Here is a 15,214-nt window from a genome sequence, read left to right as displayed (position 1 = left end):
CCGCAATTCCGGGTAACAGCCATGCCATAACCACCGCAGGGTGCGCCCTGTGCACTGGCAGCGGCCCCGCGCCCCGCCCGCGTGGACTTTTTCTTGCAAGGCCCTGGTGCGCGGCCGGGGCCCCGTGTGCCTGCGGCGCCGCGCCGCCCCGCGTGGCGACTGCGTCGGCGCGCCAATGCGCCCGGCTGGGGCTGGCGCCCGCGACGCCGCCCCCCGGCGGCGCGGTCGGGACCGGCCAAAAAACCGACGCCCGGCCCAGGGCCCGGGCCGCCCGGATGACGGGTACCCGGCAGCGCCGGACAACGCCGCCCGGCAGTCCCGCACGCATCCGGCTGGAACTTGAGGACGACCCGCAACCAAGCAGGCCTTTCGTGAACGCATCCGGCTTCCTGAGCAGCACCGCGCACCGGGCCCTGGAGCCCCTGGCCGCGAGCCTGGACCGCTCCTTCCTGAACACGGTGCAGGACCGCTTCAGCGGCACCGGCGCCTCGCCCGAGCTGCTGCGCATTGCACTGCTGACCCTGGCCGCAGCGGCGGCGGTGGGCGCACTGGTGTACCTGCTCAACCTGCTCGTCCTGTCGCGGCGGCGCCGCGCCCTGCCCACGGGGGCGGTGCAGGCGCCCTCGGAAATCCGCCAGATCTTCGACCAGGCCCAGACCCAGCGCGCCAAGATCGACCTATCCTTCTCGCGCAACCCCACCAAGGACCAGAGCGTGTCCTGCTCCCTGGAGCAGATCCGCGACGAGCACCTGGTGCTGGAGGTCACGGCGCGCATCGCGGCCAAGCCGCACTGGATCGGGCGCACGGTGCACTGCTACATGCGCGTCAGCCCGGGCCGCGATCCCCAGCGGGCCAACTACTATTTCTTCACCGCCGACATCGCCGGGCTGGCCACCCAGGCCGACGGCTCCCTGCGCCTGACCCTGACCATGCCCGACACCCTGCGCCTGCAACAAAAGCGCGTCCACCTGCGTCTGGACCCGCCCATGGAATACATGCTCGGGCTGGCCCTGTGGCCCGAACGCCAGGGCCCCGACGGCAACACCGAGACCAGCCTGAAGAAATGGGGCCGGCCCGTAATGCTGCTGCACGCCGCGCGCCGCGACCTGCTGCGCGTGGTCAACGTATCGGCAGGGGGCATGCGCCTGGACGTGACCCGCAAGGCCCTGCGCGAGACGGGACTTGAATTCGAGCCCGGGGAGCGTTACATCCTGCTCGCCGAGCTCTACGACCCCGACAGCAAGCGCAAGCAGCGGCTGTGGTGCCTGGCCCGGGTCCAGAACCGCTTCGAGGACTTCGACACCCGCAACCTCGAAGTCGGGGTGAGCTTCGTGGCCCAGGGCCTGCCCGCCGGGCAGGACAAGGACACCCTGGCCTGGCGGCCCCTGGGCGAGGACGGCATCGCCCTGCTGGGCGACTGGGTGAACAAGCGGCACCTGGAGCGCTACCGCAAGAGCGGCGCCCAGTAGCGCGCAGCCCTCTTCACAAGGTCGGAAAACCGCTTACTCTTGCATTGAAAATCTTCCTGTAACTTTTTATAGCTAAAAAAACGGGAAACGCCCGGGAGGTTCGAGTTGGACGACGATTCTGGCAGTCTGTTCTCCGCCCTGATGGGCAAGCTGTTCCGCAAGGGTGACGACTCCGAGGTCGAGCGCTTCATCCTCGAGGCGCAACGGGACGGCGAGCTGCGGGGCGAGGAATCGGCCATGCTGCTCAACGTGCTGCGCCTGTCGCGCAGGCAGGTCACGGAAATCATGATCCCGCGCACGGACATCGTCTGCGCCCCGGTGGACAGTTCCATCGAGGAGATGTCCCTGCTCATCGCGGAGAGCGGCCACAGCCGCATTCCCGTCTACCGGAAAAACCGCGACAACATGGTGGGCATCGTCCACGCCAAGGACGTTTTGCGGGCCTTCGCCCAGACCGGCGACACGGCCCCGCCCACCCTGGCCCAGATCATGCGCGCCCCGCTGTTCATCCCCGAGACCAAGAACGTCTACGACATGCTCCAGGTCTTCCGCACCAACAAGATCCACCTGGCCATCGCCCTGGACGAATACGGCGGAACCTCGGGCCTGGTGACCTTCGAGGACGTGCTCGAGGAGATCGTCGGCGAGATCGAGGACGAATACGACACACCCCGCCCCGAGGACATCCAGGCCCTGGAAGACGGCAGCACCCTGGTTTCGGGCCGCACACCCCTGGAGGAGCTGGACGAGCGCCTGGGCCTGGCCCTGACCTCCACCCAGGTGGAGACCGTCAGCGGATTCCTGTGCGAGCTGGCCGGGCGCGTGCCCGAGCCCCAGGAGTCCTTCACCATCGACGGCCACACCCTCACGGTCAAGGAAGCGGATGCCAAGCAGATTCACTGGATCCTGGTCCGCCCCACGGGCGGCGGGCCGGGCCGCGACGGCTGACCTCGGCCTGGCGCTGCTCCTGGCCATGGCCGGGACCTGGTTCGGCTTCGCCAACCCTGTGGCCCACGTCCCGCCCCTGGCGCTGCTCTTGCCCGGGGCCTGCGCCTTTGTGGCCGTGGGCGCGCCCTCGGCGGGCGCGGCCCTGCGCCGGGGCTGGCTGGTGGGCGCGGCGGGCTACGGGGCCGGGCTGTACTGGATTGCCCTGCCCGTGCGCCTCTACGGCGACCTGCCCTGGGCCCTGGCCGCGCCCTGCCCGGTGCTGGTGGGCCTGGCCCTGGGCGGCTACACCGGGCTCTTCGCCCTGGGCGTCCACACCGTGGGCCGGCGGCTGCACTGGGCCCTGGCGGCGCTGTGGGCGGGCGGGCTGTGGGCCCTGCTCGAAGCCGCCCGGGGCGTTTTGTTCACGGGCTTTCCCTGGCTGGTGCTGGCCTCGGCCTTCTCGGCCTGGCCCGCCGCCGTCCAGGGCGCGGCCTGGCTGGGGGCCACGGGCCTGTCGGGCATTTTCGCGGGCGCAGCGGCCCTGGTGGCCACGGGGCGGGGCCCCTGGCCGCGCGCGGCGGGCGTGGCGGCCCTGGGCCTGCTGCTGGGCCTTGGGGCCTGGGCCCTGGGCCAGCCCCTGGAAACCACAGGCAGCGCCCGGGTGCTCATCGCCCAGGGCAACGTGGACCAGAGCCTCAAATGGGACGAGCTCTACCGCCTGGAAACCGTGCGCCGCTACGCCGCCATCACCGAGAACGGCCTGCGCGACGCGCCCGCCGATCTGGTGGTCTGGCCGGAGACGGCCCTGCCGTTCTACATGCAGGAGCCCAGCAGCTACAGCGTGGCCGTACGTCAGGCCGTGCGCGAGGCGAAAACCCCGCTGCTCACCGGCACCCCGGCCTACACCTTCGACGCCGCCACCCAGACCTTCCTGATGCACAACCGCGCCGTGCTGCTGGACGCCGACGGCGCCAGCCTGGGCAGCTACGACAAGGAGCACCTGGTGCCCTTCGGCGAGTACGTGCCCTTTGGCGACTACCTGCCGTTCATCAAGAAGCTGGCCCACGGCGCCGGGGACTTCGTGCCCGGCGTGTCCACCGCGCCGCTGGACGCCGGGGCCCTGCGCCTGGGCGTGCTCATCTGCTACGAGACCATTTTCCCCGAGCTGGCCCAGGCCCGGGTGGCCGCCGGGGCCAATGTGCTGGTGAACATTTCCAACGACGCCTGGTTCGGCCGCACCGCGGCCCCGCACCAGCACCTGGCCATGAGCGTGCTGCGCGCCGTGGAGCAGCGCCGGACCCTGGTGCGCGGCACCAACAACGGCATCTCGGCCTTCATCGACCCGCGCGGGCGCGTGCTGCGGGCCGGGGGCCAGTTCGTCGCCGCCGCCTACCAAAGCCCCGAGCTGCCCCTGGTGGCCGAAACGACGTTCTTCCACCGCCACCGCATGGGCCTGGGCGCGGCCCTGGCCCTGGTGCTCGGCCTGTGCGCGGCCCTGGCGCTGCTGGAAAAACGCCGCGCCCCCGCACGGCTTGCGCAGGACGCCGCTTCCAGCTAGACTCGGCGTTTCACGGCCAAGGCCGCAGCACACGCAGCACGAGAACAAAGGGACCAGATCCATATGCTCCAGTACGCCGACCTCAAAACCCAGAGCCAGACCCTCAAAAACCAGTTCGCCAGCCTCTGGGGGCGTCTTTGACCGCGACCGCAGGGTGGCGCGCCTGGCCGAGATCGAGGCCATCCTCTCCAGTCCCGGCGCCTGGGACGACCCCGAGGGCCTGAAACCCCTGCTCCAGGAAAAAAGCCGCATCGCCGACCTCGTGGAGCTGTGGGACCGTCTGCACAAGGCCAAGACCGACCTGGACGAATGGCTGGCCATGGCCGCCGAGGACCAGAGCCCCGAGATGCTCGAAGCCCTGGACGAGCAGGTCCGCCTGCTGGAACAGCGCCTGGGCGACACCGAGCTGCGCACCCTGCTCTCCGGCCAGGAGGACGCGGGCAGCGCCATCCTGGATATCCACTCCGGCGCGGGCGGCACCGAGGCCCAGGACTGGGCCGAAATGCTCGTGCGCATGTACCAGCGCTGGGCCGAGCGCCACGACCTGAGCGTGAAGGTCCTGGACCTGCTGCCCGGCGAGGAAGCCGGGATCAAGAGCGTCTCGCTGCTGGTGGAAGGCCCCTACGCCTACGGGCACCTCAAGGCCGAAAAGGGCATCCACCGCCTGATCCGCATCTCGCCCTTCGACTCCTCCGGGCGCAGGCACACGTCCTTCGCCTCGGTGGATGTGTACCCCGACGCGGGCAAGGACATCGAGATCGAGATCGACGAGGAGGACGTGCGGGTGGACGTGTTCCGCGCCAGCGGCCCGGGCGGGCAGAAGGTCAACAAGACCAGCTCCGCCGTGCGCCTGACCCACGAGCCCACGGGCATCGTCGTCTCCTGCCAGAACGAGAAATCCCAGTTCCGCAACAAGGAGACGGCCTACAAGATCCTCAAGGCCCGGCTCTACGAGCTGGAACTGCGCAAGCTGGCCGACGCCAAGGCCGCCGACTACGCCACCAAGGACGCCATCAACTTCGGCAGCCAGATCAGGACCTACACCCTGCAACCCTACCGCCTGGTCAAGGACCACCGCTCGGCCACGGAAATGACCAACGTGGACGCCGTGCTCGACGGGGATCTGGACACCCTCATCCGCAACCAGCTCTTGAGCGAACATGCCCGCAAAACCAGCGACTGACGCCCCGGCCTGGGCCCACGAAAGCGAGCTGCTGGCCGAACTGGACACCCTGCGCGCCCTGCTGGACGGCAACGGCTGCCCCGGCGACCAGGGCGCAGACATGCTGGGGGTGCTGCGCCTGTGCCCGGGGCTGAGCATGGAGCGCTGGCCCGAGCTGGCCGCGCGCCACGGCCTGCGCGACTGGCTGGCCGTGCCCCTGGCCGGGGCGGAGTTCACCTTCCTGGCGCGCCTGCAACAGGTGCTCACCGAACTGGCCTTCCAGACCGAGCACGACGCCCTGACCGGCCTGTACAACCGCCGGGCCTTCGACGCCCTCCTGGCCCGCGAGGCCGAGCGCGCCCGGCGCTCGGGGGCGCCGCTGTCCCTGGCGCTGTTCGACCTGGACGATTTCAAGGCCGTCAACGACACCCACGGCCACCCCTGCGGCGACGCGGTGCTCGCGGCCCTGGGCCGGGTGCTGCTGGGCTCGACCCGCAGCTACGACGTGGCCGCGCGCCTGGGGGGCGAGGAATTCGCCCTGGTCATGCCCGAGACGGGGCTGGTCAAGGCCCGGGCCATCGCCGAGCGCATCCTGGGCGCCCTGCGCGCCACGCCCATGGCCTGCGCCGGGGTGGCGCCCTTCCGCGTCACCTGCTCGGTGGGCCTGGCCTGCGCCAAGGGCCGCGACGACGCCCCGGCCCCGGACCTCTACGCCCTGGCCGACAAGGCCCTGTACCAGGCCAAGGCCCAGGGCAAGGACCGCGTGGTGGCCGCACCCCTGGCCGACATCCGCCCGCCGCGCCGCGAGAGCCTCGTGGTCTCCAGCGAAAAGAAATTCCTCTTCACAGGGAGCTGAGCGCACATGCCCGACACGACCATCACCAACAAGGCCGCCAGCTTCGCCGTGGTCAGCGGCAAGGGCGGCGTGGGCAAGACCAACCTGGCCCTGAACCTGGGCTACGCCCTGCACCGGGGCGGCCACCGCGTGCTGCTCATGGACTGCGACCTCGGCCTGGCCAACCTCGACGTGCTCCTGGGCCTGACCCCGGAGAAGAACCTCCAGGACCTGCTGGTTGACGGCGCGAACCCCGCCGACGTGGTGGTGCCCATCGAGGCGGGCGGGTTCGACTTCCTGCCCTCGGCCTCGGGCGTGCCCGAGCTCATCGACCTGGACGAGGACGTGCAGGGCCTGCTCTTCGAGCGCCTGAACGCGCTCATCGGCGGCTACGACTTCCTGCTGCTGGACCTGGGCGCGGGCATCAGCCGCACGGTGCTGCGCTTCGCGGCCATGACCCGCGAGCGCATGGTGGTCATCACCCCCGAGCCCACCTCGCTCACCGACGGCTACGCCATGATCAAGGTCATGCTGACCAGCCACGGCGTGCGCGACTTCAACGTCGTGGTCAACATGGCCGCCAGCCCCGAGGAGGGCCGGCGCAGCTTCGAGCGCCTGCACGCGGCCTGCGCCAAATTCCTGGGGCTGGACATCAAATACTGCGGCGCCGTGCGCACGGACCCCGCCGTGCCCCGGGCGGTCATCCGCCAGACCCCGCTGCTCAAGCTGGCCCCGGGCAGCGACGCCGGGCGCGACATCCTGCAGATCGCCGTGCGCATGAAACGCATGCGCGACGCGGACCTGCCGGAAATCGGCGCCCAGAGCGGCCTTGCGCCGAATGCGGGCCCCGGCGCACAATAGCTCTTGCAAAAAACTCCGCGATTAGGCAATGTTGTACTGATGGTCTTGCGCTGTGGCCCCTGGGCGGCCACTGCGGCGCGGACGGGCAACCCCGGAGGAAAACCATGAACAAAAGTGAACTCATCAAGACCCTGGCCGAGAAAAACGACATCCACGTTGACGAGGCGGCCCTGGTGGTCAACACCTTCTTCGACTCCATCAAGGACTCGCTCATCAACGAGGAGCGCGTGGAGATCCGCGGCTTCGGCAGCTTCAAGCTCAAGGACTACGGCGGCTACACGGGCCGCAACCCCAAGACCGGCGAAGTCGTCGAGGTCAGCCCCAAGAAGCTGCCCTTCTTCCGCCCGGGCAAGGAACTCAAGGAATACGTCAACAAGTAGGTCATGCGCGTCCTTCTCCGCCTGCTCCTCCTGCTGCTGCTCGCGCTCGCCCTTCGCGCCGCCCCCGCCCCCGCCCAGGACGCCCTGACGCTGGTCTTCTCCGCCAACACCGAAGGAGAACACGCCCCCTGCCCCACCTGAGGCAGCAAGACCATCGGCGGCCTGGTCAGGCGCGCCACAGCCTTGCAGAGCCTGCGGCAGGGGCCTGACGCAGGGCCCGTCCTCTCCGTGGCCGGGCCTTTCGAGTTGCTGCCCCCCGAGGGCCCCGGGGAGCGCCACACCCCCGGGCTGGCCAAGGCCCTGGCCGCGGCCCACGCCGCCCTGAAGCCCGACCTGCTGGTGCTGACTCCGGACGAGGCCGACTGGCTGGCGGCGGGCGGCGCCGCCGCACCCGCGCACCACACCCTGGGCCCCCGGGCCCGGGGTGTCGTCCTGCCCACCCCGGGCGGGCCGGTGGGCGTGGTGCTCTTCCCCCTGCTGCCCCCGGGCGCCGAGGCCCCCCCGGAGGCCATGGCCCAGGACGTGATCCGCCAGGCCCGGGAGCTGGCCGCGCAGGTGCGCCTGGTGGTGGGCCTGAGCCCCTGGGGCGAGCTGGCCGAAGATCACTTCCTGCGCGCGGCCGGGCCGGTGGTGGACATCCTGCTCGGCGCCGGGCCCGGCCCGGGCGTGGCCGGGCGCTTCACCCCCGACGGCAAGACCTTCTGGGCCCGCAGCTATGGCCTGGGCAAGGCCCTGCACGCCGTACGCATCGCCGCCTGGCCCGAGCGCAGCCCCGGCTGGCAATGGGTCCGCGACGAGAACATCCGCCTGGATTTCATGGGTCTGACCGAGGCCTTCGCCGCCGACCCGGCCATGCAGACCCTGCTGGACGGTTTCGCCCTGCCGCAATAAGGCTCCGGCCCGCGGCCCTGCGCAGGCGCCGCCAAGGCTTTCCGCCCGCGCTCCCGGGCCGCACCCCCGGGCCGGACCCGGGGCGCACTGCCCCCTTGCCATCGGGCCTGAAAGCGGCCATGATTCCGCCGTCCCTGCACGGACCACCGCAACCACCAACGCGACTGCACATGAACACACCCACGCACCCCACCGTCCCCTTCTTCAAGATGCACGGCAGCGGCAACGATTTCGTGCTCATCGACAACCGCACCCTGGCCTTGCCCCAGGCCCAGATGGCCGAATGGGCCCGGCGCATCTGCCGCACGGCCTTCGGCGTGGGCGCCGACGGGCTGATCTTCCTGCGCCAGGCCCCCGCCGGAACCCCGGCGGACTATGCCTGGGACTTCTACAACGCCGACGGCTCGCGCGCCGCCATGTGCGGCAACGGCTCGCGCTGCGCCGCGCGCCTGGCCTACGAGCTGGGCATGGCCGGGCGCGAGCATGTGCTGGGCACCGACGCCGGGCCCATCCGCGCGCGGGTCAACCCCCAGGCGGGCACCGTGCGCGTGCAGCTCACCCCGCCCCGCAGCCTGGCCCTGCACACGACCCTGGACGTGGACGGCCAGGAGCACCGCGTCCATTTCGTGGACACGGGCGTGCCCCACGCCGTGCTCTTCCCCGAGGGCCTCGCGGCGCTGGACGTGCGCACCCTGGGCCGCGCCCTGCGCACCCACCCGCACTTCGCCCCCGCCGGGACCAACGTCAACTTCGCCCGCGTGGACGGGCCCGGCGCCCTGACGCTGCGCACCTACGAGCGCGGGGTGGAGAACGAAACCTACGCCTGCGGCACCGGCGCCGCCGCCACCGCCCTGGTGGCCCACGCCCTGGGGCTCACCGGCCCCGAGGTGCGCGTGACCACCTCGGGCGGCGAGGTTTTGCAAATTGGCCTCGAAAACGGTACGGTCTTCCTCGAAGGACCTGCCATCACCACCTATCGTGGCGAAATGTTTCTTGATGCCCTTGGGCTGACACTGCCCTAGGGCCTGCACGGGATACGAAGAGGAGGGAACCCATGCAATTTTCGGGTGCGTTCACCGCACTGGTCACGCCGTTCAAGGGCGGCGAACTCGACGAGGACGCCTACCGCACGCTCATCGAATGGCAGATCGAACAGGGCATCAACGGCGTGGTGCCCTGCGGCACCACCGGCGAGTCCGCCACCCTGTCCCACGCCGAGCACGGGCGGGTCATCCGCATCTGCGTGGAGCAGGTGGCCGGGCGCGTGCCGGTGCTGGCCGGGGCGGGCTCCAACAACACCCGCGAGGCCGTGGAGCTGACCCGCTACGCCAAGGACGCCGGGGCCGACGGCGCCCTGCTCATCACGCCCTACTACAACAAACCCACTCCCGCCGGGCTGGTGGAGCATTTCAAGGCCATCGCCCGCGAGGTGTCCCTGCCCTTCGTGGTCTACAACGTGCCCGGGCGCACGGCCCTGAACCTGGCCCCCGAGACCCTGGCGCGCATCCGCAAGGCCGTGCCCGAGGTGGTCGGCGTCAAGGAGGCCACCGGCGACCTCAAGCAGGTCTCGGACATCATCGAGCTCATGGGCCCGGGCTTCAGCGTGCTGTCGGGCGACGACTTCACGGTGCTGCCGCTGCTGGCCCTGGGCGGCACGGGGGTCATCTCCGTGGTCTCCAACGTGGTGCCCGCGTCCATGGCCGCCCTGTGCGCGGCCTACGCCCGGCGCGACCACGAGCAGGCCCAGGCCCTGCACTTCCAGATGATGCCCCTGGCCCGGGCCATGTTCTTCGAAACCAACCCCATCCCGGTCAAGACCAGCCTGGCGCTCATGGGCCGCATCGCCCTGGAGCTGCGCCTGCCGCTGGTGGAGATGGTCCCCGAGACGCGCGCCCGCCTGGAGGGCGTGCTCAAGGCCGCCGGGCTGATCTAGCCCCGCGCGGCCCCGGCCCCGGGCCGGACGCCCAGCACGCACAAGCCCCCGCGCCGCAAGGCCGGGGGCTTTTTCATGGCCCGGGGCCGGGCCTCGGGCTGCGCCGTCCGCGCTCCGGCCCGGGGCGCCCGGCGCCAGCCGCACGCGGCCTCAGGGCCGGGGAAAGCCCTTGCAGCCCGTGAGCAGCGCGTGCTTGCGCAGCCCGGGGTAGGAGCGGCAGATGGCGGGCTTCACGTCGTGGATGGTGCAGACGAAGGCCGTGTCGCCGGGCACGCGGCGCAGGAAGGGGCAGCTCTCGGCGTACAGCGGCGTGCCCGGGCGCATCCAGATGCGGTAGACCGGGCCGTCAGGTCCCTGCTCCTGGCCGACCCAGGCCAGGATGTCCTCCCGGCCCCGGGCGCGCCACAGGGCCACGTCCTGGGCGCTGCATTCGCGGTGGTAGTCCAGGTCCCGGCAGCAGCGCCCGCAGCGGGTGCAGGCGAAGCCCTCCATGCCCGTCTCCAGGCGGATGCGCGCCGCCTCGCCGGGGGCGGCGGGCAGGGCCTCGGCCCGCTGATCGAAGACCAGGGCGCACAGCCGGGCCAGGGCCTCGGGCCCGGGGCGGCGCCGGGCCAGGGTCAGGCCCAGCCAGCGGGCGGCGACGTTCCAGGGCAGGAAACGGCCCCGGGCGCCCCCGGGCCCGGGCGCCAGCTCCAGCCCGGGCACGCCCGCCCGGCTGGCGGGCCGGGCCGCAAGGCCGCACAGGGCCCCGGCCAGGGCGCCGAACAGGTCGAGCTGCGGGCCGTACATGCGCAGGTCGCAGCGGATGGCGGCAAGGGCCTCGGCGGCGCTGAGCAGCACCGCCGGTGGCGCCGGTCGCCCGGGCATGGCGTCCTCCTGCAAAGGATTCGCGGGGTGTGGCCCAGCATAGGCCGCCCGGGCCGGGAAGGCAAACCGGGCCCCCAGGGCGGCTGGGCGCTCTGGGGGCACAGGGCCAGCCCGGGGCGGAAGGCCAGCCGGAGCCCCGGGGCGCAGCAAAGAAAAAGGCCCGGCGCGGCAACCGCGCCGGGCCCTGAAAGGCCGGAAGGAAGCCGGGGCTTACGCGAAGGCCTTGGCCTGGAAGTCCGGCACCACCTGCTTCTTGCGGCTCATGCAGCCGGGCAGCCAGAAGGAGCGCTCGCCAGCCTCGACGCCGAAGGCCTTCTTGAACACGGCCTTGTCGTCGGAGACGAAGAGCATCTCGCTGCCTTCCTTCATGATGTCGGTGAGCATCAGGATGATGGTGTGGTGGCCCTTCTCTTCCTTGAGCTTCTTGATCTCGGCGTACAGCCCGTCCACGTAGGGCTTGAGGATGTCGCCGTCCACCACTTCGAGCTGGCCGATGCCAACGCCGTGGCCGCCCATGTCGAAGTCCTTGTAGTCGCGGAAGACCAGGTCGCGCATGGGGGTGCCTTCCACGGCGCTCTTGACCTTGAACATCTCCATGCCCAGGGCCATCATGTCGCCCACGCCAGCGATCTTGGCCAGGGCCTCGCAGGCCTTCTTGTCAGCCGGGGTGCAGGTGACGGACTTGAACATGACGGTGTCGGACAGGATGGCGCAGAGCATGGCGCCGGCGATGCCCTTGGGCACTTCCACGCCGTAGAAATCGTACATGCTCTTGAGCACGGTGCAGGTGCAGCCCACGGGCCAGACCCACATCTCCAGGGGATTGGGGGTGGTCACGTCGCCCAGCTTGTGGTGGTCAACCACGGCCAGGATCTCGGCCTTGTCCAGGTCGGCGGGCAGCTGGGTCTTCTCGGTGGTGTCCACCAGGGCCAGTTTCTGGCCAGCCACTTCTTTCACGATCTCCGGGGCCGCCAGGCCGAACTTCTTGAGCACGAAGTCGGACTCGGGGGTGACGGCGCCCTGGGCCACGGCCTTGGCCTGCTTGCCGGTCTTGCTGGCCAGGTCGGCGTAGGCAATGGCGGCGACGATGGAGTCGGTATCCGGATTCATGTGACCCATAACGAGCATAGTCATTGTGAACCTCCTCTAAACATTTAACGCAGTTGGGTGAACAGGGTACGTTGCGCGCTTTGAGTTTGTGCCAAATAGCACAAAGGCGGCACGCTGCCAAGCGAAAAGAATGGCGTGCGGCCCGCAAACAGGGCCGCCGCCACCCTAGCCCAGAAGCCCGGCGACGGCAACGCCCAAGGCGCAAAACCTGCAACCTCGCCCCGGGCATGGCAATCTGCGCAACGCCTTGTCCGGGCGTGTGTTTTCCCGGCCTGCCCCGCACGGGGCAGGCCCCGCCAAGCGTTGTGCGCCCCGGGTTGCGGCGCCATCGCCCCCGGGGCGCGCAACCCCACGGCCCCGCCCGGCGCCCCTCGCGCCCGCTGGCCCGGCGCATGGCTCCGCAACCGCCCTGCCCGCCTGCGTGTGCAAAAATCCACAAGGGGGGTCAGGCCGCGTGCAGGCAACGGACGCGCCAGCGGGACCGCCGCCCGCACCGCGCAGGACCGCGCCAGGGCGCACCGGAAAAGAGGGAAAGGAAGGGCAAGGAAAGAGCGGACGTCTTGCGGCGCGTCCGCACAAGGCGGCTCCGCGTCGTTGCCGCATGCCGCTGTGAAATGAACGGTTCCCGCCACCAAGACCCCGGCGTCCCCGAGGACGCGCCTAGCCCAGGAACCCGGCCACGGCCACGACCAGGGCGCACAGGGCCATGACCGCGTAGGCCCGCGGCACGCGCAGGGACAGCAGCCCGCCCACGCTGGCCCCCAGCCAGAGCTGGCCCCAGGAGAACAGCCCCGGCGCCGGGCGCATCAGCCCCTGGCCCAGCAGGACGCCCGCCAGGGCCATGGCTCCGCCCAGGGCGGCGAGGAAGAACAGGAAATGGGCCAGGGCCGAGCGCGTCAGGGCCCGGCGCACCAAAAGGCCCGGGTTGTAGGCGCCCTGGCGCTCCGGCGCAAGCCAGTGCTGGAGGGTGTCGAAGGCCGCGTTCTGGTGGGCGCGGTGCACCCGCTCCAGCCCTGCGGCCATCCAGGACAGGGGCAGGCCGATGAGGATGGGGAACACGGCCCCCGAGGCGCCCGACAGGCCGAAGGCCGACATGAGCGCCAGGGCCGCGAGGTTGCCCGCTGCGGGGTTGGGCGGGATGAAGGTTCCGGCGGGGATGAGGTCGAGCCAGAGCAGCTCGAAGACCAGGGCCACGGACACGGCCTGGGTCACGTCACCCGTGAGCAGGCCCCACAGCAGCCCCTGCACCAGCGGGCGTTCGAGGATGCCCAGGTTCAGCGAGAAGCGCAGCGACGAAAAGACGGCAAAAAAAAACTCGCCAGCAGCGTCCAGCCCGCCAGGGCGCCCAGGGTGGCCGAGGCTACCACAGCCGACCCACCTGCACCGGCTCGCTCGGCACGCAGCGGAAGTCCAGGGTCACGCCCTGGGCCGCGAAATAGCGCAGGCAGACCTTGTCCTGCCCGCCCAGGGCCACATGGGCGCAGATCTGCTCCTTGCCCGGGCCGTAGTGCATGTTGCCCAGGTTCAGGCTGCTGAAGGACAGCCCGTGCTCGTGGGCCCGGCGGGCGTCCTGGCACGAGGCGAACAGGATCAGCACGTCAGGCTCGCCGCAGTCCTGGAAGACGCCGGACAGGAAGCCGTGCAGGCCCTCCACGGCGACGAAGAACTTGTCCACGTGGCTGGGAATGGCCAGGCCCATGATCTCCTGGCGCAGGGGGTCGGCGCTGAGTTCGTCGTTGGCCACCACGATCATCCGCGAGCGGGTGAAGGGCAGCCAGGTTTCGATGATCTGCCCATGGATCAGGCGATTGTCCACGCGCACCCAGAACACGGTCAGCTCCCCGCCACCTTCTGGCGCAGCACCTCGCCCGCCACGACGATGCCCTGGATGCCTGCGGCCTTGGCCTCGTCGGCCAGGCGCGACAGGGGCAGCGAACGCATGCCCAGCACCTTGAGCAGCATGGGCAGGTTGACCCCGGTGATGACTTCGAGCTTGCCCGTGCCCAGCAGCGACAGGCTCAGATTGGTAGGCGTGCCGCCGAACATGTCCGTGAGCAGCAACACGCCCGAGCCGCAGTCCACATCGGCCACGGCCTGGCGCAGGGCGTCCATGGTCGCGTCCATGGCCACGTTGGTGTCCACGCTGACGGCGACGCAGGCGTGCTGCGCGCCGAGGATCATCCCGGCGGCGGCGATGAGCCGGGTGCCGTAGTCGGTATGGGTGACGACAACAACGCCTACGTCGCCCTTGGGCTTTTTTTCCTTGGTCATCGGCTCGGTTGTGCTTGCGGCGCGGGCCGGGGCCTGCGCCCGCCTGCCCGCCGCCGTCATTTCAGGTCGATATGCCGGTGTTCGAGAAAGACTGCATAATCCGAGTTGCGCAAGGAGTCAAAGACTGCTTCGGCCACAGCCACGGAACGGTGCCGCCCGCCGGTGCAGCCGAAGGCGATGGTCAGGCGGTAGCGGCCCTCGCGGGCGTACAGGGGCAACAGGAAGTTCAGGTAGTCGATCTGGCGACGCAGGAACTCGTCGCCAGGCTCGCGGCCAAGCACGAAGCGGGCCACGGGCTCGTCCTTGCCCGACAGCGGCTGGAGCGCCTCCTCGAAATGCGGATTGGGCAGAAAGCGCAGGTCGAAAACCAGGTCGGCGTCGGTGGGCACGCCGTGCTTGAAGCCGAAGGACAGGATGTACAGCCGCAGCCCCCAGCGCTTGTCGCGCAGGAAGTTCCACTTCTCCTGGAGGGTGCGGCGCAGGTCGTGGATGGAATAGCCCGTGGTGTCGAGCACCAGCTCGGCCTGCTCGCGCACCGGGGCCAGCATGGCCCGCTCGCGGTCCACCGCCGCGTCCAGGGACAGGGCGCCCTCCAGGGGGTGGGGGCGGCGGGTGGCGGCGTAGCGCCGCAGCAGCACCGCGCGCGAGCACTCCACGAACACGATGCGCGGACGGATGCCCAGGGTCGCGCACTGCGCGAGCGTCTCGTCCCACTGGGCCAGGAAGTCCGACTGGCGCACGTCGATGCCCAGGGTCAGGCCCCGGTGGTGCAGCTCGGCCTGGGTGTCGAACAGGCGCACCACGGCGGGGATGAGCCCCGGAGGCATGCCGTCCACGGACAAGAAGCCCAGGTCCTCGAAGACCTTGAGGGCCGTGGATTTGCCCGCACCGGACAGCCCGGTGAGGATGACCACCGGGATGTGGCCGTCTGCCGCCTGGGTCATGACCCG

General features: G+C 70.6%; 16 protein-coding genes. 10 read left to right on the top strand and 6 right to left on the bottom strand.

Translation table 11 applies throughout. The annotated features are described in order from the left end of the window. Positions 1-371: 371 nt before the first annotated feature. From G495_RS0106655 to dapA, 10 genes are all read left to right on the top strand, one after another. A complete protein-coding gene (locus tag G495_RS0106655; protein WP_028587170.1) occupies positions 372-1,469 on the top strand; it encodes a PilZ domain-containing protein in 1,098 nt (365 codons plus the stop codon). A gap of 105 nt (positions 1,470-1,574) precedes the next feature. Next, complete coding sequence (locus tag G495_RS0106650; RefSeq protein ID WP_028587169.1) at positions 1,575-2,417, top strand: hemolysin family protein; 843 nt, start codon at positions 1,575-1,577, stop codon at positions 2,415-2,417. A 25-nt stretch (positions 2,418-2,442) separates the two neighbouring features. Continuing rightward, positions 2,443-3,954, top strand: a complete 1,512-nt coding sequence (gene lnt, locus G495_RS0106645; RefSeq protein ID WP_028587168.1) for an apolipoprotein N-acyltransferase — start codon at positions 2,443-2,445, stop codon at positions 3,952-3,954. A 63-nt stretch (positions 3,955-4,017) separates the two neighbouring features. Next, positions 4,018-5,137, top strand: a protein-coding gene (gene prfB / locus G495_RS17995) for a peptide chain release factor 2 (RefSeq protein WP_156939605.1) whose coding sequence is annotated in 2 segments (ribosomal slippage) — positions 4,018-4,092 and positions 4,094-5,137 — 1,119 coding nt in all. Because the reading frame shifts where the segments join, the coding sequence is not laid out codon by codon here. Next, complete coding sequence (locus G495_RS0106635) at positions 5,115-5,972, top strand: GGDEF domain-containing protein (protein WP_028587167.1); 858 nt, start codon at positions 5,115-5,117, stop codon at positions 5,970-5,972. Before prfB ends, G495_RS0106635 begins: the two co-directional genes overlap by 23 nt. A gap of 6 nt (positions 5,973-5,978) precedes the next feature. After that, positions 5,979-6,812, top strand: coding sequence for a MinD/ParA family protein (locus G495_RS17990; RefSeq protein WP_051445140.1), 834 nt, complete (start codon positions 5,979-5,981; stop codon positions 6,810-6,812). Positions 6,813-6,916: 104 nt separating this feature from the next. Beyond that, positions 6,917-7,192: an HU family DNA-binding protein gene (locus G495_RS0106625; RefSeq protein WP_028587166.1), complete on the top strand. Its 276-nt coding sequence runs from the start codon at positions 6,917-6,919 to the stop codon at positions 7,190-7,192. A gap of 3 nt (positions 7,193-7,195) precedes the next feature. Further along, positions 7,196-8,083: a UshA-like (seleno)protein family 2 gene (locus G495_RS17985; protein ID WP_420705193.1), complete on the top strand. Its 888-nt coding sequence runs from the start codon at positions 7,196-7,198 to the stop codon at positions 8,081-8,083. A gap of 170 nt (positions 8,084-8,253) precedes the next feature. Beyond that, complete coding sequence (gene dapF / locus G495_RS0106615) at positions 8,254-9,105, top strand: diaminopimelate epimerase (RefSeq protein ID WP_028587165.1); 852 nt, start codon at positions 8,254-8,256, stop codon at positions 9,103-9,105. Positions 9,106-9,137: 32 nt separating this feature from the next. Beyond that, entirely contained in the window at positions 9,138-10,016 is an 879-nt protein-coding gene (dapA, locus tag G495_RS0106610) for a 4-hydroxy-tetrahydrodipicolinate synthase (protein ID WP_028587164.1), read from the top strand. Between the two features lie 150 nt (positions 10,017-10,166). Here dapA and G495_RS20275 read toward each other — a convergent pair whose 3' ends face one another. From G495_RS20275 to rapZ, 6 genes are all read right to left on the bottom strand, one after another. Further along, a complete protein-coding gene (locus G495_RS20275; RefSeq protein WP_156939603.1) occupies positions 10,167-10,883 on the bottom strand; it encodes a YkgJ family cysteine cluster protein in 717 nt (238 codons plus the stop codon). A 210-nt stretch (positions 10,884-11,093) separates the two neighbouring features. Next, the gene (locus tag G495_RS0106600; RefSeq protein WP_028587163.1) at positions 11,094-12,017 is read right to left on the bottom strand and encodes a manganese-dependent inorganic pyrophosphatase; all 924 of its coding nucleotides are present in this window, start codon (positions 12,015-12,017) and stop codon (positions 11,094-11,096) included. Positions 12,018-12,653: 636 nt separating this feature from the next. After that, the gene (locus tag G495_RS0106595) at positions 12,654-13,325 is read right to left on the bottom strand and encodes a PTS sugar transporter subunit IIC (RefSeq protein WP_084457943.1); all 672 of its coding nucleotides are present in this window, start codon (positions 13,323-13,325) and stop codon (positions 12,654-12,656) included. 28 nt (positions 13,326-13,353) lie between these two features. Next, positions 13,354-13,824, bottom strand: coding sequence for a PTS sugar transporter subunit IIB (locus G495_RS0106590; RefSeq protein ID WP_028587161.1), 471 nt, complete (start codon positions 13,822-13,824; stop codon positions 13,354-13,356). A 2-nt stretch (positions 13,825-13,826) separates the two neighbouring features. Then, positions 13,827-14,264 carry a PTS sugar transporter subunit IIA gene (locus G495_RS0106585; protein WP_028587160.1) on the bottom strand — a complete coding sequence of 146 codons (438 nt, stop codon included), beginning with the start codon at positions 14,262-14,264 and terminating at the stop codon, positions 13,827-13,829. A gap of 56 nt (positions 14,265-14,320) precedes the next feature. Then, a complete protein-coding gene (rapZ, locus tag G495_RS0106580; RefSeq protein ID WP_028587159.1) occupies positions 14,321-15,208 on the bottom strand; it encodes an RNase adapter RapZ in 888 nt (295 codons plus the stop codon). Positions 15,209-15,214: the final 6 nt, after the last annotated feature.

The organism is Desulfocurvus vexinensis DSM 17965, assembly GCF_000519125.1.
Lineage (GTDB): Bacteria > Desulfobacterota > Desulfovibrionia > Desulfovibrionales > Desulfovibrionaceae > Desulfocurvus > Desulfocurvus vexinensis.
The sequence above is the reverse complement of the archived record's forward strand: the minus strand, read 5'-3'. Positions and strand labels throughout refer to the sequence as shown.